This window comes from Parabacteroides merdae ATCC 43184 (assembly GCF_025151215.1).
Taxonomy (GTDB): domain Bacteria; phylum Bacteroidota; class Bacteroidia; order Bacteroidales; family Tannerellaceae; genus Parabacteroides; species Parabacteroides merdae.
Genome location: NZ_CP102286.1, coordinates 694,677 through 716,741, shown reverse-complemented (window position 1 = coordinate 716,741; position 22,065 = coordinate 694,677). Strand labels below are relative to the sequence as shown.

The window sequence follows — 22,065 nt, the reverse complement described above, 5'->3', positions numbered from 1 at the left end:
CACAAAAAAAATTCCGACTATATTTTAAGAATGACCATAAAAAAGAGGCCTGTCTCTTACTCCCCAAAAACAGACCTCTTTACGAAAAAGTTTCCATACCTTCCATGCCACCAGACCATACTCGGCAGCATCCAGCCAACCTTTTTTCACCTCCATTATCATAGCATAGGCAAACATTGCAGAACCGGATGCTTCCAGCCAGCAATCAGTTTTATCCACCAACAGGTTCCACATGCCGCTTTCACTCTGGCAATTTTTCGGGCTCTTCATCATAAGACGATGGCCATCCAAAATGCAGCATGATTGGGATTATCTCTCGGTGTCAATATGAATTGTTAATTATCCATATTCGCCTTCTTCTCGAGCGGACAGATAATTAGTCGTCTAATATATCAATTTGAGAAATCATCAAAAAAGGAAGTGCGTCAAGCGCGGGGACAAGTACATTTTGACACACTTCCTTTTACGGTAATTTATTTGGTATAAATTAATTAGCAGTCTGATTTTCTTTTTCTGTCTGAACCGTCTGTCTCGCTTTCATACGGAAGTCCATATACGATTTCGTATTCAATTTTGGAAAACCATCCTTCTCCAATTGCCTACCAACCTTTTCCAAGGTCTGAATATTCTCTTCCAGAATGGTTCCATCCGGACGAGGGCCAATGTTCAACAATAAATTAGCATTCATATCTGCGCAATATCTCAATAGCTCCATAACCTCTTCAGCCGATTTCTGCCGTTGTCGCGAAGAAGTATGATATGCCCACCCTAAAGCCTGGATCGGGATGTTCAACTCAGCCGGCTTTTCTTTATTGCTCTCCCAAGAAAAATCGGCAGCGTCCTGTACCTTTTTAGGTAATCCGACACTTTTAAAGACAGGAGCCAATGATCCCATTTCTCTTTCTCCGGTTATAAAATCCTCATTACCGTTCGCACCTGTTTTAAACACGACTAATGCATGAGGCTGAATCTGATGAATCATATCATATATTTCCTGAATATTAAAAAGTTCAGAATACTGATACACTCCTCCAACCGTATCAAACCATATACCGGCAATCGGCCCATATTGAGTACACAATTCCATTATTTGCGTTTTTGCATAATTCAGATAATGCTTAAAATCTTCCACATTACGGAATCTGTAAGACTCAGGAACCTCTTTATAGTGGGGACGAGCCGGATCATACATCGTATTTGGCAAAAAGTAGGGATGATGCCAATCTATACCCACCGAATAATAAATAAACAGGCCCAATCCGGCTTTCCGGCAAGCGACAGCCAACTCTTTTACAAAGTCACGCTGGGCAGGATAATCCATACTATTGTAATCCATCAAATACTACAGGAATCCCTGTCTTTTCAAAAAATCATCCGTCAACTTTCGAACCTTATAATACTCTTCCGTAAGCGGCTTTCTGTATAGAAAGATCGGATGCCCGGCACCTTCAAAGAGATGGAGTTCACAATCCACTCCCTTCTGCAAAAGTTTATCTTGATAGGCCTCGATCGTTTCGACCGATACGATAGGATCTTTCGTGCCAAGCAATATAAGAGTGGAGGGAGTTGCTTCCGACACATGATGGATCGGTGAAATTTTTTCAAAATCCCTTTTTATTTCCGGAAAACCATAACCTCGCGAAACCATGTCTATAACCGGATAATATAACACGGAGAGGTTCGGCCTGTAACCCGCCGGAACAGTCTCATCACTCCCGATCGTTCCGAGTGCGGCAGCCAGATGTCCACCGGCAGAACCACCGGCTACGGCAATCTTGTCCGGATCAAGCTGATAGTCCGAAGCATGGCTACGCAACCAACATATCGCATCTTTGGCATCCTCAAAACTCTCGAACGGAGTAGAATGGTGCAGATATCCGATACGATAATCAACCGATACAGCAACCATTCCTTTTGAAGCATAATAAGCACATTCACGATAAAACTGAATCGGAGTACCTAACTTCCAACCTCCTCCGAAGAAGTATACAATAGCCGGCCTTTTTTCCCCAGCCTGCATATTCCGGGGCTTGAAGATGTGAAGCGCCAGGGAATCTCCATCCTCTAATGTCTTATACCGAACGATTTCAGGGGAGAACACCGTCTCCGATGAAGCCAGTACTTTCTTTAAGGCCTCGAACCAGACAGTCGCCATCTTCTCCGCACCAGCCTTATTCGGATGTACTTTATCGTGTACCGTATAGTCTTGCCAGTTAAATCCCTGAGCCTGATTGACCAAAAAGACCTGTCCGGAGTTTAATCCGGCAACCATTTCCGCAATCTTCTCGTTCAATTCCGGGATATACGAATATTTAGGTAGTTTCCCGCTTGGTATTACCTGGGCAATCAAAATACGGACATTCGGATTGATCGCCTGTATTTTGTTGATAATAGACTTGTAAGAAGCTATCATTCCGGGAATAGGTTTCTCTTCCGCAAAATGGTTATGACCGGCATGGAGCAATACAATATCTGCCGGATAAAGCCGGTAGAGGCTGTCGATCTTCGACTCCAGAAACTCCACATTCTTACCGCTGAAACCACAATGATTAAGCGTCCCGATCCGACATTTACTCTCACGAGGACCGATAAAATCAAACTGATACCCGGCTGTAAATAATTTTTCCCAAAGCGGATACAAATAGCAAGTGAAGAAATCCGCTCCTTCCGTAATAGAATCACCTAATCCCATCAAGGTAAACCGTTCCTGTTTTTTCTCTTGTCCGGTGGTAGTAACGGAACAGCACAATAAAAAAAATAATATCAGATATAAATAAAGAGCTTTATGTTTCATGGCTTTTTAAACTTGCAATAGTTTTATGGACATATATTAAAAAGGTGTGTGTCAAAATATGCTTGTCCCCACGCTTGACGCAGAGACAAGTACATTTTGACACACACCCATACTTTTCTGATTATTGAACAACCGGTTTATCTTTCAATATACCGCCTTCATTATAACGCTGATTATTCGGTAGCCCTTTCTTATTCACACCTTCTTTCATCAATGTCTTCAAATCTTCCAGATGCGAACGGTAAACACCACGAGGTGTCACATCATATTTCTTACACAATGATGCAGCCATACCTACTACCTCTCCCATCATTCCTGTCGTACGCATCACACGGACCGTTCCCAATGCCACATGAGTCACACTAATATTACGACCGGCCATAAACAGGTTCTCCACATTACGAGAATACAGACAACGATACGGAACGGCGTACGGATGGATCAGAATATGCTTTGTCACCGCTTTGAACTCATTGCCTGGAAAATGTTCACTGTTTTTCGGATCCTGCCAATGTAAATCGATACTCCATGTCGTGGCGAAAGAAGCATCTTCATGAGACACGTTTTTCGTGATATCGTCTTCCTTCAAAATATAATCCCCCATCAGACGACGTGATTCACGCTTGCCGGCAACATAAGCAACCCAACCTAATTTTCGGTTCTTATACTGGTCATTTTCCTTCATACGGTTTTTCAGATAACTCCAGTTTGAATAGACAACCAGCATTCCATAATCACGGATACGTTCGAAGTCCTTGATCTGGTCGAAGTTCATACCTGTCTCCCACGTCCATTCTCCCATCATCACCTTTTCACAATTCTTGTCGTTAAACTCCACTCCATAGCTGAACTCCGGGAAAGGGCTCGATTTCTTGTTATCCACAGAATACCACTGGACGGAAGAACCCATTGTCAACTTGTCTGCTTTCTCCGGAGCGATACTCTCACCATACTCGTCACGACCTTCACGCCCCATACGGTAATCGGCTCCCGCCAGATAACCGATTGTCCCGTCTCCCGTACAATCGGAAAACAGAGGTGCCTTGAATTTTAATTCTTTACCACTTTCGATATGTTTGACAACAACCGATGTGATCTTATCGCCTTCCTTTGTCACTCCTATCGCGCGATAGTTCAGGAAAAGAGACACATTCTTTTCACCTGCTAGCCAATCCATTTTCTTCTGGTCTTCATAATATTCTGCTGGTTGTGCATTTCCTCCCTTTTCCGGACCAAATTCTTTCTGCAGACCGCCAAGTTCCTTATAAGTTCCTTCTTCGATACGGCCTCCTAAATGGACACGTATCTCCGAACTGTTATTACCACCTACCACAGGACGGTCATTAATCAAAGCTACCCTGCAACCCAGACGGGCGGCCGACACAGCGGCACTCATCCCGGCTATACCGGCTCCCACGACTACAAGATCATATTCGCCGGCAACCGGTGCTTCATCCGGTAATCCCAATGCTTGACGACGGAATGCTTCCAGTTCCTTTACATCCGACGGAGGCATCTTGCCAGCTTCCATGGTAAAGTAGATCGCATCGCAACGACCGTCGAATCCCGTCAAATCATGCAATTTGATTACAGTTTTCAGATTCTTGACAGACACCTTTCCTGCTATCTGCCACATCCAGGCAGAACCCTCCGCTCCCAATGGAGAAGTCATCTTCTTTCCTCCGACAGACAAACTGAATTTACCGGGACCTTCCCCTTTTTTCCACGGGGAAGTCCAGTTATAGGTCCGAACATATACATAATATTCTCCTTTTTCAGGAAACGTTACTTCCGTAGAGGCATCATCGACGGGTACACCCATCCCATGCGCCAAAAGGTAAGGAGACCCCATCAAATCCATAAACTGCTGGTCAACCTTCCAACCACCCTTGTTACTGAAACTTTCGGCTTCAATAAAAAGGTCTGCTGCTCGAACCGATCCAAAACTCAATAATAGTAATAATGTTATAAACGTTTTCATGATAAATATATTTACATTAGTCAATACTTTCAGCTTCCGGAAAACCTGATTTGCCAACACCCTGCTTCATCAAAATTCTCAAATCCGATAAATATTTCTCATACACGCCTCTGGGATCCGTATGATATTTCTTACACAAAGAGGCTGCCATTCCCACCACTTCTCCCATCATACCACCAGTTCTCATAACCCTCACAGTACCCAATGCAACATGAGTCACACTTATATCCCTACCTGCCATGAACAAGTTCCCGATATTCCGGGAATACAGACAGCGATATGGAACTGCATACGGTTTTATCTCCTGTACATCGCAATAAGACAGAAATGGTTCCTCTTTCATCCCCTGTATCGGTTTGGGATAATGAAGATCGACTCCCCAAGTCGTAGTGAATGTCGCATCTTCATATTGAATATCATTCAATATGTCTTGTTCCCGTAAAACAAGATCGCCCATCAGACGACGAGATTCACGTTTCCCCCCTATATAAGCAACCCATGCCAACTTTTTCTTGGCAAATTGATCTTTCTTTTCACTCTTGTTCTTCAAGAAATCCCAATTACCGTAAACTGCACGAAGAGCATGATCCCGGATATATTCTATTTCTGTTATCTGATCATTGTTCAATCCGGCTTCCCAGTCCCAGTCTCCACGGGTTATAGGAATACAAGTTTTCTCATCAAAACGGATAGCCCAGGGACAATCCGGAAAATCAGAAACATTACGGGTATCTTCAGCATACCATTGCACGGAAGTTCCCATAACCAATAGATCTGATGTTAAAGGAGCTCTAGGTTCACCTGTTTCCTCTTTACTTTCTCTTCCCATACGATAATCTGCTCCAGCAAGAAAACCGACTTCTCCATCTCCAGTACAATCAGAAAATAATTGAGCTTTAAATATATATTCTTTTCCCGATATTATATTTTTTCCGATGACAGAAACTATCTTATTTCCATTTTTTTTAACATCAACTACCTGTGTATTTAGAAATAAATTCAAATTTTCCTGATTCTGTAACAAAGCAAATTTCTTCTCATCCTCATAATTAGATGCAGGTCCTGCATTATGAATTGTCTTTTCCGGATACTGATGTAATATTTTCATAATCTGCCGACTCCTGACTGACGAAGAATCCCGTTTTGCTTCCCAATTATTCCAATGCCCGACAGGACCAAGTTCATCCACAAGATTTCCCAAATTCGGATATGGTTGCTGAGCGATCAATCCGGAAAGTCCGACACGAACCTCCGAACTATTATTTCCTCCCAGAACCGGACGATTCTGGATCAAAGCGACTTTACATCCAAGACGGGCTGCGCTGAGGGCTGTACAACATCCCGCAATGCCTCCACCGACAACAACCAAATCAAACTCTCCCGCATCTTCCGGATTTTCAGGTAATCCCAACATATTCCGACGAAAAACAGTCAATTCTTCTTTCCCATCAGGAGGAAGCATCTCCAATGCCGAGGTAAAAAAAATAGCATCGCAACGACCATCAAAACCTGTCAGATCACGTAGTTCAACCCGGTTTTCACCAGTTTTCAAACAAATCGTTCCACCATCCTGCCAATGCCATTCCGCTCTCTCCGTGCCAAACGTCACCTCCAACGCTTTTCCATTCAGCAATAGCTCAAAACGTCCGGGAGAAGCCGTTTGATCCCATTGCTTCACCCAATCTCTGGTTCTAACCCACACACGGTATTTTCCTCCATTTTCAACGCGGATCACAGTCGAAGCATTTTCAACCGGAACCCCTAATCCATGTGCCAACAAATAAGGAGACCCCATTTGTCCCATAGACTGATTATCCAAAACCCATCCTCCTCTACAATCAAAACTTTCCGCTTCAACAAATATGTTATCCGCTTTCAGAGGAAAAGAAATGATCAACAATATAATAAACCACCATTGTTTCATAAAAATCAATATTTATAAATTATGAAAAAGCATTCCTATATTACAAAATCAGTTGTCCTTCCTCTTTCAATCTTTTCCTCAAATAAGAAGTATCAATCTTATGGACATCGTTTCTTGTTTGCTTGATTGCATGCGCGGCAGCCATTCCAGCTGCTTCTCCTGTCACTAAACAACAAGGCATCACACGGGTACTGCCAAAAGCTTGTTCATCTGTCGATATACAACGACCGGCAGTCAACAAATTCTTAATTCCTTTAGGAGTCAGACAACGGTACGGAATACCGTGAGATTCACCTTTTTTATAATGCTCAGGTTTATGTTTTCCGCTATGGACATCTATGTAATAGCAGTTACGCCCGATCTCATCTTCAAAAGATTTCCGCTGTCTCCAATCTTCTACCGTAAAAATATAATCGCCCTCTATCCGACGACTGTCCCTAACTCCAAGCAGTGAAGCCGTTTTCACGACAAAAGCATTGGAAAAGGTAGACGGCCGGACATCTTTCATGGCTTCCAGATACTGAACAGCTTTCTGCCGTCCCAAAATCATTGCTTCAGAAATAGCCCAAGGATCTGTCGTGTCAACCGTCATATGTCCCGCATTACATTGAATGACATCCGGACCGACTAGATTATTACAAAAATGAGTATCTACCAAAGGATATTTTCCCGACCGGACCGCTTTATAAAGCGGTGTGCTTTCATCTTTCCAAACATAAAGTGTCGGACCATTTATATAATCATAAGAATCGATGTTTGCAAAAGAAAAGCATAAACTGGACATCTGTACTGAACCCTCCTCATCATACCCACGCTTGAAAGATGCTCCGGACCAAGCAGCTAAATCTCCGTCTCCTGTCGCATCTATATATACTTTACCTTTAAAAGCCACCAAACCTGCCTTGTTCGAAACAATGATCGCATCAATAGTATCATCCGACGACATCTCGACCGCCGCTAACCGAGAAAAGAACAATACTTTAGCTCCAGATTCCGTTACCATCCGATCATAAATGGACATCAGATATTCAGGATTGATACTCACCCAATCCAATTTATTTTCAGGTTCATGAGACACACCCTTCATCGATTCTCTAAAAATTTTCTCAGCAAGTCCTTTATATATAATCTTTTCACCATCGGAAAACGGACACCAAGCAGGAACCATTCCGGCTGTCCCCATTCCTCCCAACTGTCCCATCGCTTCTATTAGTAAAGTCTTTGCTCCTTCACGAGCCGCAGCAATAGCCGCCGTACATCCAGCCGGACCACCTCCAACAATGATTACATCCCATTGATCGTCCACCTTTATTTGGGAACGTTTCAATGTCAGACCTTTCTCTCGTTCTTCCGAAGCCGACTGTATTACCCCCGGCATAGCAGCCATCGCCATCACCGCTGCGGCTTGTTTAACAAAGTTTCTTCTGTTAGTCATAATAATTGCTTTTTTTAGAAAAAGAAAGGCATTTTATTTTTTAATATATAAAATGCCTTCTACAACTTATCTGTTATATTTAATAATTCGGATTCTGTTTCATATTGGTATTTATCTGAATTTCAGTTGTTGGTATAGGCCATAAATATTGACGATCATCCCACTTTTTCTCTGCAATAGAAGCAATTTTACCTGCAGCTTCTAATTTAGAAAAATCAGCCAAACCATTTTCATCAATATCCGGGGCAAAAGGCCAAAACCAATCACCTTGACTAACAACCTTTTCTATTAATAATGAGGCCGGATACAACATCATATAAACCTTCTTACTCATTACTTTGTCCATCAACTTCCAACGCATCAAATCCATATAACGCAGCCCTTCATTAGCAAACTCCATACGTCTTTCCATGCGTAATTGACTTCTTAATGTTTGCTGATCCATAGATGTAAAAGCCGGATACTGATCCACAGCTGATTTATCGACGCCATAAGCTCTTGCACGCACCTCATTCATAGCATCCAAAACAGACTGATCTATCTGATTTAATTCAATTTTTGCTTCTGCATACATTAACAGAACATCAGCATAACGCATAATGATTTTATCTGGATCAATCTTGTTTGCATTTTCCAAACATGTTTCATCCATACCTTTCTTCCAAACCAATCCATTATAAGAAGCATACTGAGCAACAGCACGAGTATCATTATTCTTAATCATCTGTCCTGTCTTATAATTCATAACCTCCAATGCTTCTGGATGTGGATTAAATTCAATACCCATAAAATTCTCTCCAAACGGGACAATTGTCATGCTCAAACGTGGATCACGATTCTTAAAGGGGTCATGTGGATCAAACAAAGGAGATTCGTCAATCGGAAGTCCATCTGTGCAAACATACGAAGCAAACAAATCCCAAGTCGGATTCGGAACCGCATATCCTCCATGATTTCTCGGCAGCCAACCATGTACATCCATCACAAGATTATATTCTATTGATCGTGGAATTAAAAAAATAGATTCTTCTGCATTCTTGGTTGTAGTCAAAAACAAATCTCCATAATCTTTATGCAAAGAATAAACATTCAAATCCATAACAGCCTTAGTCGCTGCAACAACCACATCATAATCACCCATATAAAGAGCATAACGGGCTTTCATAGCCAATGCTGCTCCCTTTGTGGCTCTTTTAATACCTGAATATGTTGTTGGCAAGGCATTTGCAGCTGCATCAAATTCGTCATAAACAAACTGTTTCACAGTTGCTAAATCCGTACGTCCCATTGACATACCTTTATCAATATCAACATCATCTACCACTAATGGAACATCACCATATTTAGAAGACATTTTTGCATACGCACATGCTCTATGAAAACGAGCCTCAGCAACATAAGCATTAATTTTCGACTCCATTGCACCAGCTTCAATAGCTCGATCCGCCTTTAATATAATACTGTTAGCACGTGATACAACCTTATACTGCTTGGACCACAAATCTTTTACCTTATCTGTTTGCCCATTCAATGTTGCATTTTGAAAAGGTGTCAAATTTTCACGATAAATCTTATCGTCAGACCAATCGGTATTACCTTCTTCATCCAACGGCCAAAATGTATCTCTATACAATTCATTAACAGCCATTTCTATTTCAGTTTCATTTGAATACCAATTTTCAGTTGAACCATTAGACAATGGGTTTAAATCCAAATCATGGCATGCAGAAAACAACGTTACTCCACTGAATAAATAAACTATAATATTATTTCGTTTCATAATCTTTCCTTTTTAAAAGTTAACCGATACCCCTAACAACACCGATGTAGTAATAGGATAACCATTAGTACTGACTTCCGGATCCCATCCATGCGGATACTTGCTTAAACAGAATAAATCGTTACCAGACACATAGAACCTAACAGATTCCATACTTATTTTCTTTGTCAATACAGAAGGAAGTGTGTATCCTAATGTTAAGTTTTTCATTCTTAAATATCTCCCATTAAACATCCAAAAATCAGACATCGCCATATTAGAATCAATATTATTACGAGTCAAACGAGGATATATTGCTTTCGCATTTTCAGCATCAGTATTGTTCACACTCCAATAATTACCTTCCAAAATAGAAGGGAAGCCACACCAGTTATTTCTCAAACCTTCTATCATATTACTATTAATACGAACATTTTGACTTCCCACACCTTGGAACATCATAGCCAAATCAAAGCCTTTATATGATGCAGCAAAATTGACACCAAATGTATAACGGGGTAATGACCCTCCTAAACAGACACGGTCATATTCCGAAGAAATTTTACCATCAGGTACACCATCCGGACCAGAAATATCTTTATACTTGATATCACCAACTTTTACATTATTATTCAATTTAGGCGAATTATCAACATCTTCTTGAGTCAAAAAGAGTCCATCGCTCAAATAGCCATACCACTCATTAAACTCACTACCTTTCATTTTCACTTTTTCACCTAAAAATTCCGTACCACCTAAATCACCCATCTTTGACACGAAGTCAGAAAGGTTAGCAGAAACAGAATAACTAAAATCCCCCACTTGGTCTCGCCATCCCAATTCAATATCATAACCTGTAGTTTCCATATTCCCAGTATTCACAAACGGATTATCATATCCTATAAATTTAGGAATTTCCAAAGCCAACAAAATGTCTTTCGTTTTCTTTTTATAGAAATCGAAATTAAAATGCAAACGGCTATCCAAGAAATTTGCATCCAAACCAATGTCCCAAGTCTCTGTTGTTTCCCAAGAAATATTACGAACTGCATAATATTGCTGAGCAGCAGTCAATAAAGAACTCACTGAGTTTCCATTGTAAAATAGACCAGAACCAAAGTTTAAAGCTGACTGATATGGATAATAATTTTGTTTATTATTATCATCAATTCGTGTAATACGTTCATTACCTAATGTACCCCAAGAACCTCTTAATTTCAAATATGACAACCAATTCCAATTTAAATCTTGCATAAACTTCTCTTCACTCATAACCCAACCAGCAGAAAAAGAAGGGAAATTTGCCCATCTACTATCCGGAGCAAAACGAGAAGAGCCATCACGACGGAAATTTACCTGCAATAAATAACGATTGGCATAACTATAAGTGATTCGTCCAAAAAAAGAACGATAAGCGTACTCTTCTGCATTACCACCATTATCTCTCAAATTTTCAGGTCCCAAATCCAAATAAGGGAAATTTGTCAATTCATACTGATCACGAGATGCACTCAAATTTTCCCAAAAAGCATAATAATCTTCATAACCAATCATTGCTGAAAGATCATGGCAACCGAACGATTTATTGTAATTTGCAAAAAATTGTGTAGTTACATCATAATCATCATTTCTATTTTCAGTCAATTTTGTCGTTCTATAACCAGCCATATAACCTTTCACTGTAGTTGGATCATTGGCATAGGTATAAGGTACTTGTTTTACAAAACTTTTCACCTTATTAAAATTATATGTCGGTGCTATAACTCCTGATATTTTTAATCCTTCAATCGGAGTTATATCAATAGCAGCCTTACCTCCTAAACGATTATGCCATGAAGTTTTTAACCCACCATCTGTTATCATTGCCAATGGATTTTCTCCATCTTTGACATCTCCCCACAATCCATTACTCCAACGAACTGCATAAATTGGAGCTGTTGCACGAAAATTCAATTCCATCGGATTCGTATGTGGTTCTTCCGATTTTGAACGTTTATAATTTACATCTAAATGAGCTTCAAGCCATTTATTTATTTTAAAATCATTATTGATACGAATCATATAACGCTCATATCCTCTATTTTCATAAAGACCATCTGTCTTGTCATATCGGAAAGAGGCTTTCGTTTTCACAACTTTGCTACCTCCAGCAATATTAATCGAATGAGTCTGACGTGGAGCAGAACTTTTCAAAATTGCATCCTGCCAATCCACTATAGGATAAGCATCTGGATTTGTTGCATTATTTTTCACCCAATTATTCACTTGGTCTTCAGAATAAGCCTGATACCAACCACCTGAATTATTATCATTAAAACGCGTTTCATTTATCATTTCCAAGTATCGCTGAGCACCAACATATTCTGGTAATTTAGTCGGCATTTCCCAACCATATTCGAAATTATAGTTTAGGGATAAATCATCCTGTTTTGCACGTTTTGTCGTGATTACAATCACACCAGCTGCAGCACGTGAACCGTAAATTGAAGCAGATGCCGCATCTTTCAAAACGGACATACTCTCTACATCTTCTGGATTCACTTGATTAATATCCCCTGGAATTCCATCTACAATCACTAAAGGGCTTGTCTCACCAATAGTCGTCACACCTCGAATTTGTATACTAGCAGTTGCTCCAGGAGCACTATTATCACGTGTTACTGTGACACCAGAAGCAGCACCTTGTAAGGCTGTAGATAATTGAGTCGTTTTGCGGGCAGCCAAATCATCACCTTTAACAGCAGCAACAGCACCTGTCAAATCTTTTTTCTTCATGGTTCCATAACCGACAACAACCACTTCATCCAGCATTTCAGAATCTTCTTTCAAACTGATCGCCAAATCTGTTTTATTGCCAACAACTATTTCGCTTGTAGTATATCCTATATAAGAAACTACTAATGTTGCACCTGGTGCAACATTAAGGGAGAACCTCCCTTCGATATCGGTAACGGTACCGTTTGTCGTACCTTTTTCAACAACGTTTGCACCAATAATTGGTTCACCGTTTACATCTTTAATAATACCGGTAATCGCTTTTTGATTCTGTTGTACACTGGGCACGGAAGAAACAGAGGACGAAGCTGTCTTTATCAATACTTGTCGATCTATAATTTGATAATCGTAACCGGTATTTTTCAGTACTTGAGCCAGCGCTTCATCCAAAGTCGCATCTTTTACATTGATGCTCGCCTTTTTATTTACATTCACTTTGTTGTCATTGAAAAAGAATGTAAATTCACTATTGTTTTCAATGTCTTTCAAAATCTCAATGATACTGCTATTCTGCTTATTCATGGATAATTTATAACCCTGCGCATAAGTTGAAGCAGATATACAGCAAGCGACACCTAAAGAAAATAAGGTCGTGAGTTTCATGATACGCTTAGTTTTTTTTAATAATGGGACACAAAGTGCCCGTTCATTACTTTTTTTCATAACTTTGTAATGTTTTTGATGAATATTAGCATGCCCATTCCACGGTTTGAATATTTAAGTATGGACATGTAGTCGAAATCTCGAACTGGAGGGTGTTTGCCGACATCCTCCAATTTTTTAGGTTAACAAATATCCTTTCTCATAGGCATTTTTCAGATTTTAATATTATACTATTATTTCAAAATTAATCTTTTTATAATAAATACACATAAAAAATCTTTTCCCCCTATTCTTATTGCAATAAATTAGAAAAAAAATTATTGCAAGTTCATGACTAACGGGTCAAACTATAATTACCATCCTCTATTTCTTTATATTTTAATGGAGAAGACAGTTGAATCAACATCAGTATCTTTTCTAGCGACTCATCCCTCACTTTGAAAGTGAACCGGTATTTATCAGCCAGATCCTTTTGGCACATCACCTTTCTGCCGTACCACTGTTCGAGACGCGGGATGATCATGGAAAGTTTTTCGTTTTCGAAGCTCAGCATCTTTTGTTTGCGCCAAGCGGTGTATTTGTCGGCATCCACAATCTGTTTGGAAATCTTGCCGGTTTGCCGGTCCACCAAGATCTTTTCGTCGGGAGAGACGAAGTATTCTTTCATTTGGTTTGTTTCCTTATTCTCCACACTTACTTTGATCTTGCCATTCAGGAGAATCGCTTCCATCTTATTTTCCATGTTGTAACTGAACAATTCGAACGCAGTCCCCAACGCCTCCACACTCATATCCTCCGTATGAACAATAAAAGGTTTTTCGCGATTCTTCGCCACATCGAAAAAGGCTTGCCCGTCCAATCTTATCTCACGCGTCTTACCGGAAAAACTGGCAGGATAGGTTAAGCGGCTGCCCGGTCCCATCTGCACTTTCGTTCCATCTGGTAAAGAGACAGATTCCATATTTTGGATACCGGAACTTACAACATACATTGGGACATTCGCCTTGTCCTGCAACGCAAAATAAACAGTCCCTGCCACACCCAATACCAATAAGATGGAGGCGACCATACTATATATCTTATAAAATACAACATTCCGTCCTTCATCATGTTGCCAGACTTCCTTACAAATATTCCGCCAGATAGACGGCTCGTCCGGACGATCGCTTTCCACTGCATCCGGAGCATTATTCCATTGCCGCTCCATTTCTTTTGTCACCCGGCGAGAAGATTGCAAGGCTATGCGCTCTTCTTCGGTCAGCGCATCTTGCATTAGTTTCTTTAGTATATATTTTTTGTCTTTGTATTCCATTTCAATTGCTTTACATATATAAATACACACAAGTTACTTCTTTCCCCTACCCAGTCCGGGAAAAAACAGATTATTTTAGCACCTGACAGTACAAATTTCCAAAAAAATATGACAATATCCCCTCTAAAAACTAACATCTCAACTAATAAACTGATTTTTAGCAAAATGCAACGACAACCAGTTTATTAAAAAATATTACCCTTGCGGGTAATTTGAATTAGAAGGGGTAGAAAATCGAATTAGATGCGGTAATAGTTTCGATTTGAACCCATCACTTTTTTAGATATTAGATAAATGATAATAAGAGATAGGAGACAGAATACATTCAATCAGATAAAGAGAAGAAGCAGTGTGATATTCTTCTTCAAGTACTTGAGGGCTTCGCTGATTTGATTTTCGACCGTTTTCTCTGAAATATTCAATAGGATAGCTATTTCTTTGTAGCTCTTTTGTTCCTTACGGCTCAAGTTAAAAATCTCACGGCGGCGCGGTGGCAATTCATCGATCAGGCGATCTATATATTCTTGGAGATTATGAGCATCAATTTCTTCTTCCACATCATACGGTTCTTCCAATGCGGCAAGAACCGTGACTTTGTAGAAATCTTCATTCACATTTTTGCGATGCCGGTTAAAGATCAGATTCCGGGTGATAATAAACAGCAAACCTTTAAAATGGTCATCTTCACGAAGAAATTCACGCGTTTCCCATATTTTGATAAAGACTTCCTGTACTACTTCTTCGGCAGCATCGGCACTGGTCAAATAGAGGCGACTGAAATTATAGACCTGTTTCCAGTATTGTTTATACAGAGCAGTAAATGCGTCTTTGCTACCCTGCTTCAACAATAATATCAGTTTCCGCTCTTCCATATTCTTTTAAATAAGATACAAATGTAACAAATAAATTGAGAATTGAAACTTGAAAATTCGGAAGTGCTTTCTTCTTCATTTTTCATTTTCAATTCTTAATTTATTTAGTGGTTCGTTCCTTCAAACAAATCATGATCTTCCTTTTTCTGAGAGCTCTTGGCCTTGAAGTTATTGAACGTATAACTGAGCGTAAGCGTAATAAGCGGATAGCTGGGACGGATTCGTGTGATGGACTGCAGGTCGGATGTGATGATCTTACTTACATACCGGGCAGAATTGAAAACATCCCGGAAAGAAAGCGTAGCCGACAACCGACGGTTCATCAACTGCTGGCGAACGGCGAGATTCACATACCAGAAAGCATCCGTACGCCCTTGGGTTGTAACGGACGGACCGACAAAATTGCCGTCCACCTGGATACGGGTATATTTAAAGACATCGAAAGAGTTGTTCCACATGACATCGTAGTTCGTACTTGTCTCTTTTTCACTGCCGGTTTTATACCGGTTCTTTACCTTATAATGATACAGGCTGCCGTTCAGGTTCATATTCCACCAGCGGGTAAGCTGTACCTGTCCGCTCAATTCGATACCGGTCGAATAGTCGTGTCCGACATTCGCCATCGAATCCAGTGTCACACCAGCCTCATAGGGGACACGCAAACGCTCGATCTTATCCTTGCGGTTCCGGTGAAACACTGTAGCTGAAACCGTATGTTCACCGATATTCTTCTTATAATTCAACTCGAAAGAATTGATATATTCCGAACGGATATCCGGATTACCGATCTCGGCCGAATAAAAATCCCGATAGGTGATATACGGCTCCATGAAAAAGAGTTCCGGACGAGTGATACGGCGCGAATAAGAAACCAATAGCTTATGTTCCTTCGGAAACGTATAGCCCAAATGAAGAGAAGGGAAAAACTCGAACTTATTATATGTACGATCCTTGCCCGGAATCGAGCTTCGCAGGACACGATGCGTATGCTCTCCCCGCACACCCGCCTGAAAATCGAATGATTTATAGCTGTCGGCAACGATTGCATAAACCGAATTGATGCCATGCTGGAAATAGAATGTGTTATAGATATCGTCCCGGTTATAAAACTCTTTCTTTACCGGGTCCCAGAAATGCATCGTGTAGTCGCCGTCTTCCAAATAAGAGAAATATTGGTAACCGCCTTCGATCCGTCCCGTCTTGCTGTAAGGATAAATATAGTCCAGGTTACCCCGTACCGTCCAGCGATGCTCATCTTCCCAAGCACGATGTCCCTTTTCACGCTCGTTATTCTTATTAAAAAGGTCACTCTGGAAATATTCCATCGCATTACCTCCGTATTTCAGATAGAAACTGCCCATCAACTGATGCCCCTTATCGTCGAATTTATGATCGAAACCGATTGTTCCCTGGAAATAGGTTTCATGCAGATCGTAATCGTCACGACTATAATAATCGCCTTCACCGAAAGTAGCCCCGCCTGCCAGGCGTTTTTCCTTATAATCCAGATCACCGTTGCGCGTACGCCCGCCATAACCGCCTTCAAAGTCGGCATTCAACGTCGTATGGGGCAATGTGTACATCCACCCTGCCTTCATCGAATAGTTGAAATTGTTGCTTTTACGCGGTCCGTTGGAATGGGAGGTCGTTGCCGTGTCTGAGATAATAGTCGTTTTCTCCTGATCGAAATCGCTCTTGCGCAGGCGGTCACTCCACACACCGCCCAAATACCAACGCGATGCCTTGTTCTGCTGAGACACCAGAAAATCCACCCCGCGCGAAAGGACCGTACTTCCCGTCAGGTTCACCATACCGCTAAAACCATGCTGGGCGTGTTTCTTTGTTACGATATTGATAATCCCTACATCTCCTCCCGTATCGTGACGGGCCGAAGGGGTGGTGATGATTTCTATATTCTCGATATGCCCTGCAGGGATCTGCTCCAAAGCCTGCGTACCGCTGAACACGCTCGGTTTGCCATCTACATAGACCGTGAAACCGGTACTTCCACGAAAACTGACTTCACCTTCGGCATCCACACGTATGGAGGGGGTATTCTCCAGGATATCGACAGCCGATCCGCCTCCGGCAAGCAAGTTTGAAGAGGCTTCGATTACTTTCTTGTCCAATTTATAAATCACTTGCTTTTTCTGTGCTACGACTTCGACTTCCGCTAATCCCACCTCCAAAGGTTTCATCGCAATCGTTCCCAAATCTACCGCTTTCGAAACCGCATCCAAAACAATACCGGGACGGTTATACAGATCGTAACCGACCAGGCGCACCAAAAGGTTATACTTTCCATCTTTCACATCGGCTATGCGAAACGTACCGTCACGATCGGGTAAAGCATGAAACACTGGATTAACATCTCCTTCACGAAAAAGGAGGACATCAGCAAAATCAATCGGTTGGTTGTTATTGGCATCGACTATTTTCCCTTTTATACGGAAACCAGGGGCCGCCACGGCCGAATAGCTAATACACAATAAGGTCAACAAGAGACAAAAACACTTCTTCATTTCCTACATTGGTTTGTTAACAACGCCACGAAGATAGGATTTTCGTACGAAAGAAATCGTATATTTGCATATATAAATCACCATTTAGCATGGCATCAGCAAGAAAAATCATCATCATTGGAGCAACTTCAGGCATCGGATACGAGATCACTCAACTGTACCGCAAGCAGGGATGGAGGATCGGGATTGCCGGACGGCGGACGGAATTGCTCGCAAAAATCCGGTCAGAAGCACCTGACCAGATCGAAACGGCACAAATAGACGTAACTTGCCCGGACGCCCCGGAAAAGTTAGCGGAATTAATCGATAGAGTCGGCGGAATGGATGTATTCTTGCTTAGTTCCGGAATCGGCAGCCAGAACCGGAACCTAAATTCCGATATTGAATTGTCTACCGTCCAAACAAATACAGTCGGTTTCACCCAAATGGTCATTTCCGCATACGATTACTTCAAAAAACATGGTAGCGGCCAATTAGCCGTGATCAGTTCCATCGCCGGGACAAAGGGATTGGGAGCCGCTCCCTCCTATTCCGCAACCAAGCGCTACCAGAATACTTATATCGAAGCACTTGACCAACTGGCACAGATGGAAAAACTCCCGATCGTATTCACGGATATCCGCCCCGGATTTGTAAAGACCGATCTGTTGAAAAACGATAAATACCCGATGCTGATGTCCCCGCAATATGTTGCCCGAAAAATAGTAAAGGCGATCGAACGGAAGAAACGACGCACCGTAATCGACTGGAAATATGCCGTTTTAGTATTTTTCTGGAAGTTGATTCCCAGCTTCGTATGGAGGCGGTTGCCCATTCACAATTAGCATTTGTATATCATCCTGGCAATCCCTACCTTTGTGCCCAAATTTATAACTATGCACAAATAAACGATGGGATTATTCATTAAAAAGCCTTTGGAGGCCCTGCAGGCCGAAGCCAATCAAACAGGAAGTAAATCATTAAAACGGGTATTAGGCCCCTGGAGCCTGGTCGCACTCGGCGTAGGAGTCATTATCGGAGCCGGCCTTTTCTCCATAACCGGAACAGTCGCCGCCGGATATACAGGACCGGCCATTACACTTTCATTTGCCATTGCAGCAATCGGATGTTGCTTTGCCGGACTTTGTTATGCAGAGTTTGCTTCGATGATCCCGGTTGCCGGAAGTGCCTATACATACTCATACGCGACGATGGGCGAACTGATCGCTTGGATTATCGGTTGGGATCTGGTTCTGGAATATACAGTTGCCGCAACGACGGTCAGCATCAGCTGGAGCCGTTATCTCGTCGTCTTTTTGGAAGGGCTCGGGATCAACCTTCCGACAGCATTCACCGCCTGTCCCTGGGATGGAGGGATTGTCAATATCCCGGCATTCCTGATCGTTGTCCTGATGAGCCTCTTCCTGATCCGCGGGACGGAAGGAAGTTCTATCTTTAACGGAATCATCGTCTTCCTGAAAGTGTCGGTCGTCCTGATATTCGTCTTTTTAGGATGGAAATATATCAATACGGACAATTACGTACCTTATATTCCGGCAAACACCGGTACACTGGGCGAATACGGGTTATCGGGTGTCCTACGCGGAGCGGCCATCGTATTCTTCGCTTTCTTAGGTTTCGATGCTGTCAGTACGGCTGCCCAGGAAGCCAAGAACCCCAAAAGAGATATGCCGATCGGAATCCTCGTCTCATTGCTCGTTTGTACCATATTATACATGCTGTTCGCCCACGTCATGACGGGCGTAGCCCATTATTCCGAATTTGGCGGCCAACAGGGAATCGCTCCCGTGGCAATTGCGATCGAACATATGGGAGAAGTAGATGCTTCGGGCGTGCTTCATCCGGATTACCCTTGGATGAACAAGGCAATCGTCCTTGCCATCCTATTCGGATATTGCTCGGTCATCATGGTGACGCTGTTAGGGCAGAGCCGCGTTTTCCTCAGCATGAGCCACGACGGTCTATTACCTCCGTTCTTTTCACATATCAATGAAAAGTTCAGAACACCCGCCCGCAGCAATCTGCTGTTCATGGTGCTCGTCGGTCTGCTGGCAGCTTTCGTTCCGGCACGCCTGGCCGGTGAAATGACCAGTATCGGAACCCTTTTCGCCTTCACCCTGGTTTGTGCCGGTGTGCTTGTGGTCAGAAAGACAATGCCCGATGTGCATCGCGCCTTCAAGACTCCGTTGGTTCCGTTCGTTCCGGTTGCCGGGATCATCACTTGCCTGTGCATGATGCTTTTCCTACCGGCCGACACTTGGATACGGCTGGTGCTATGGATGCTGATCGGGCTGGATATTTATGCGTGCTACGGCATCAAGCATAGCAAACTGGAATACAATCAGGCGAACCGCCACGGTCAGCTGGCTCTGAATATGATCGGGATCGTCCTTGCCATCCTTTGTGTGATCACGGGACTCTGGCATCAGCAAACCGTTGGTTGGGAAGAAAGTAAAGTCCTGCTGATCATCTCTTTTGTTTTCGCTTTTACGCATCTGGGCTTTTACATGGTCCGGATATGGAAACAAACAACAAAGGTTTTTTAATCATTTTTTATACGAACCCGAACAGACGTTGTTTGTATAATAACAAAAAGATAATTAAATTTGCAGAAATGGTTCTACAGTGTAGAACTTACATTAATCAAACAAACTATTCCTAAGTTTAAGGTATTAGTCTACTTCAGTTTGTTTTCATATGAACTGATTTGGTATAACCTCATCTACATGTGAATGTGGATGAGGTTTTTTCATCATAATCTGTGAACCACCTTCACCGATCACGGAATAGTGAAGCCCAATCGGCTGCTTGAATAAAAAAAATCCATATAACCAGCTTTTGAAGCTAACTATATGGACTATCTGTATGTACGCAGGATGAGACTTGAACTCACACGCCGTAACCGGCACTACCCCCTCAAAGTAGCGTGTCTACCAATTCCACCACCTGCGCGAGAAAAGGTGCCCAGAACAGGACTCGAACCTGCATGCCTCTCGACACACGCACCTGAAACGTGCGCGTCTACCAATTCCGCCACCTGGGCCTTTCTTCAGTACATTAAAAAAGCGGCCTCATACCGCGTCTGTTACCGATTGGAGCGGAAGACGGGACTCGAACCCGCGACCCTAACCTTGGCAAGGTTATGCTCTACCAACTGAGCTACTTCCGCGATAACGGGTGCAAAGATAGAGGTATTTTTTTATTTTCCAAAACCTGACTGCACTTTTTTGTACTATTTTTACAGCCTGCACCCGCTCAAAATTATATCTTACTTTAATCCAGTCGCTTCCATCCACATGTTTGCCATCAGCTGGCGACCGGGTAAATCGGGATGCACACCGTCATTCGACCAATAACGTGCCGGAGCCAGCTTCACCGCTGCATCGAAACCCGATTGGAAGGGAACGAATATGGTATTGAATTCTTCCGACAGTTTACGGGCAGACTTGCGGAATTCATCGAACATCGGATACCATTTGGAATCTTCTATAGCCGCCCCGTCACGCAAAGTGAAGGGTTCGCAAAGGACTATTTGCGTATTCGGGAGTTTCTCTTTCGTATATTTCAACAAAGCACGCAGATCGTTTTCGTATGTCTCGACCGTTCCTTTATAACCATGCGTCAACGTATGCCAATAATCATTCACACCGATCAGGATGCTCAGGACATCCGGCTGGAAAGCAAGACAGTCGATCTCCCAGCGTTCACGAAGTTGATAGACTTTATTGCCGCTGATGCCGCGATTGTAAATCTTCGGCTGCAAAGCCGCTTTCCCCTCCAACAACTGCGTAGCGGTAAAGAGCACATAGCCACTACCGAATTGTTCCATCGTATTGCAACGGTTACTATTCCTGTCGCGACCGCAGTCCGTGATGGAATCTCCCTGGAACAGGATCACACAATCCTTTTTCAGATTAATCTTCGGAGCATGTACGGATGTATTTTCTTTAACAGCGGCTTTTGCGATCTCCGGGATCATCAGGGCACTGAACCCTGCCAACGCTCCCTTTTTAAGGAAGTCTCTTCTGGAATTCTTCATGGATAGAAATAAGTTTATTTTATTACATTGATTGAATTGAATACAAAGA

The 22,065-nt window shown here is 42.2% G+C and carries 14 protein-coding genes and 3 tRNA genes; 2 read left to right on the top strand and 15 right to left on the bottom strand.

Features of this window, described 5'->3' with window-relative positions; all coding sequences use genetic code 11:
• Window positions 1-24: 24 nt before the first annotated feature.
• The 11 genes from NQ542_RS02825 to NQ542_RS02775 all read right to left on the bottom strand — a co-directional run bounded on the left by NQ542_RS02825 (window position 25) and on the right by NQ542_RS02775 (window position 17,977).
• Window positions 25-273: a glycoside hydrolase family 88 protein gene (locus NQ542_RS02825; protein ID WP_005635848.1), complete on the bottom strand. Its 249-nt coding sequence runs from the start codon at window positions 271-273 to the stop codon at window positions 25-27.
• A 214-nt stretch (window positions 274-487) separates the two neighbouring features.
• Window positions 488-1,336: an alpha-L-fucosidase gene (locus tag NQ542_RS02820; protein ID WP_005635846.1), complete on the bottom strand. Its 849-nt coding sequence runs from the start codon at window positions 1,334-1,336 to the stop codon at window positions 488-490.
• 6 nt (window positions 1,337-1,342) lie between these two features.
• Window positions 1,343-2,794 (bottom strand): alpha/beta hydrolase fold domain-containing protein, encoded by a 1,452-nt coding sequence (locus NQ542_RS02815; protein WP_005635843.1) that lies wholly within the window; start codon window positions 2,792-2,794, stop codon window positions 1,343-1,345.
• Between the two features lie 121 nt (window positions 2,795-2,915).
• Complete coding sequence (locus NQ542_RS02810) at window positions 2,916-4,775, bottom strand: FAD-dependent oxidoreductase (protein ID WP_005635842.1); 1,860 nt, start codon at window positions 4,773-4,775, stop codon at window positions 2,916-2,918.
• A gap of 16 nt (window positions 4,776-4,791) precedes the next feature.
• Window positions 4,792-6,699: an FAD-dependent oxidoreductase gene (locus NQ542_RS02805; RefSeq protein ID WP_005635840.1), complete on the bottom strand. Its 1,908-nt coding sequence runs from the start codon at window positions 6,697-6,699 to the stop codon at window positions 4,792-4,794.
• A 40-nt stretch (window positions 6,700-6,739) separates the two neighbouring features.
• Window positions 6,740-8,086, bottom strand: coding sequence for an FAD-dependent oxidoreductase (locus tag NQ542_RS02800; protein WP_370686447.1), 1,347 nt, complete (start codon window positions 8,084-8,086; stop codon window positions 6,740-6,742).
• A 127-nt stretch (window positions 8,087-8,213) separates the two neighbouring features.
• The gene (locus NQ542_RS02795; RefSeq protein ID WP_005635836.1) at window positions 8,214-9,914 is read right to left on the bottom strand and encodes a RagB/SusD family nutrient uptake outer membrane protein; all 1,701 of its coding nucleotides are present in this window, start codon (window positions 9,912-9,914) and stop codon (window positions 8,214-8,216) included.
• A gap of 12 nt (window positions 9,915-9,926) precedes the next feature.
• The gene (locus NQ542_RS02790) at window positions 9,927-13,331 is read right to left on the bottom strand and encodes a TonB-dependent receptor (protein ID WP_005635834.1); all 3,405 of its coding nucleotides are present in this window, start codon (window positions 13,329-13,331) and stop codon (window positions 9,927-9,929) included.
• A gap of 274 nt (window positions 13,332-13,605) precedes the next feature.
• Window positions 13,606-14,583 (bottom strand): FecR family protein, encoded by a 978-nt coding sequence (locus tag NQ542_RS02785; RefSeq protein ID WP_005635832.1) that lies wholly within the window; start codon window positions 14,581-14,583, stop codon window positions 13,606-13,608.
• 329 nt (window positions 14,584-14,912) lie between these two features.
• A complete protein-coding gene (locus tag NQ542_RS02780; RefSeq protein ID WP_005635829.1) occupies window positions 14,913-15,455 on the bottom strand; it encodes an RNA polymerase sigma-70 factor in 543 nt (180 codons plus the stop codon).
• A 104-nt stretch (window positions 15,456-15,559) separates the two neighbouring features.
• The gene (locus tag NQ542_RS02775; RefSeq protein WP_005635825.1) at window positions 15,560-17,977 is read right to left on the bottom strand and encodes an outer membrane beta-barrel family protein; all 2,418 of its coding nucleotides are present in this window, start codon (window positions 17,975-17,977) and stop codon (window positions 15,560-15,562) included.
• Window positions 17,978-18,066: 89 nt separating this feature from the next.
• Between NQ542_RS02775 and NQ542_RS02770 the strand changes: the two genes are divergently transcribed.
• Together NQ542_RS02770 and NQ542_RS02765 are read left to right on the top strand one after the other, a co-directional pair.
• On the top strand, window positions 18,067-18,801 hold the full coding sequence (locus tag NQ542_RS02770) for an SDR family NAD(P)-dependent oxidoreductase (RefSeq protein ID WP_005635823.1): 735 nt from the start codon (window positions 18,067-18,069) through the stop codon (window positions 18,799-18,801).
• Between the two features lie 66 nt (window positions 18,802-18,867).
• Window positions 18,868-20,523: an amino acid permease gene (locus NQ542_RS02765; protein WP_005635821.1), complete on the top strand. Its 1,656-nt coding sequence runs from the start codon at window positions 18,868-18,870 to the stop codon at window positions 20,521-20,523.
• A gap of 322 nt (window positions 20,524-20,845) precedes the next feature.
• Here the strand turns inward: NQ542_RS02765 and NQ542_RS02760 are convergent.
• From NQ542_RS02760 to NQ542_RS02745, 4 genes are all read right to left on the bottom strand, one after another.
• Window positions 20,846-20,929, bottom strand: a tRNA-Leu gene (locus NQ542_RS02760).
• Between the two features lie 9 nt (window positions 20,930-20,938).
• Window positions 20,939-21,020: transfer RNA gene (locus NQ542_RS02755), tRNA-Leu, on the bottom strand.
• Between the two features lie 50 nt (window positions 21,021-21,070).
• Window positions 21,071-21,146, bottom strand: a tRNA-Gly gene (locus tag NQ542_RS02750).
• Window positions 21,147-21,245: 99 nt separating this feature from the next.
• Window positions 21,246-22,016, bottom strand: a complete 771-nt coding sequence (locus NQ542_RS02745) for an SGNH/GDSL hydrolase family protein (protein ID WP_005635819.1) — start codon at window positions 22,014-22,016, stop codon at window positions 21,246-21,248.
• Window positions 22,017-22,065: the final 49 nt, after the last annotated feature.

Coding starts and splice junctions, on each gene's coding strand:
- NQ542_RS02825 (WP_005635848.1), bottom strand. CDS start 273: ATGATGAAGAGCCCGAAAAATTGCCAGAGTGAAAGCGGCATGTGGAAC.
- NQ542_RS02820 (WP_005635846.1), bottom strand. CDS start 1,336: ATGGATTACAATAGTATGGATTATCCTGCCCAGCGTGACTTTGTAAAA.
- NQ542_RS02815 (WP_005635843.1), bottom strand. CDS start 2,794: ATGAAACATAAAGCTCTTTATTTATATCTGATATTATTTTTTTTATTG.
- NQ542_RS02810 (WP_005635842.1), bottom strand. CDS start 4,775: ATGAAAACGTTTATAACATTATTACTATTATTGAGTTTTGGATCGGTT.
- NQ542_RS02805 (WP_005635840.1), bottom strand. CDS start 6,699: ATGAAACAATGGTGGTTTATTATATTGTTGATCATTTCTTTTCCTCTG.
- NQ542_RS02800 (WP_370686447.1), bottom strand. CDS start 8,086: ATGGCTGCTATGCCGGGGGTAATACAGTCGGCTTCGGAAGAACGAGAG.
- NQ542_RS02795 (WP_005635836.1), bottom strand. CDS start 9,914: ATGAAACGAAATAATATTATAGTTTATTTATTCAGTGGAGTAACGTTG.
- NQ542_RS02790 (WP_005635834.1), bottom strand. CDS start 13,331: ATGAAAAAAAGTAATGAACGGGCACTTTGTGTCCCATTATTAAAAAAA.
- NQ542_RS02785 (WP_005635832.1), bottom strand. CDS start 14,583: ATGGAATACAAAGACAAAAAATATATACTAAAGAAACTAATGCAAGAT.
- NQ542_RS02780 (WP_005635829.1), bottom strand. CDS start 15,455: ATGGAAGAGCGGAAACTGATATTATTGTTGAAGCAGGGTAGCAAAGAC.
- NQ542_RS02775 (WP_005635825.1), bottom strand. CDS start 17,977: ATGAAGAAGTGTTTTTGTCTCTTGTTGACCTTATTGTGTATTAGCTAT.
- NQ542_RS02770 (WP_005635823.1), top strand. CDS start 18,067: ATGGCATCAGCAAGAAAAATCATCATCATTGGAGCAACTTCAGGCATC.
- NQ542_RS02765 (WP_005635821.1), top strand. CDS start 18,868: ATGGGATTATTCATTAAAAAGCCTTTGGAGGCCCTGCAGGCCGAAGCC.
- NQ542_RS02745 (WP_005635819.1), bottom strand. CDS start 22,016: ATGAAGAATTCCAGAAGAGACTTCCTTAAAAAGGGAGCGTTGGCAGGG.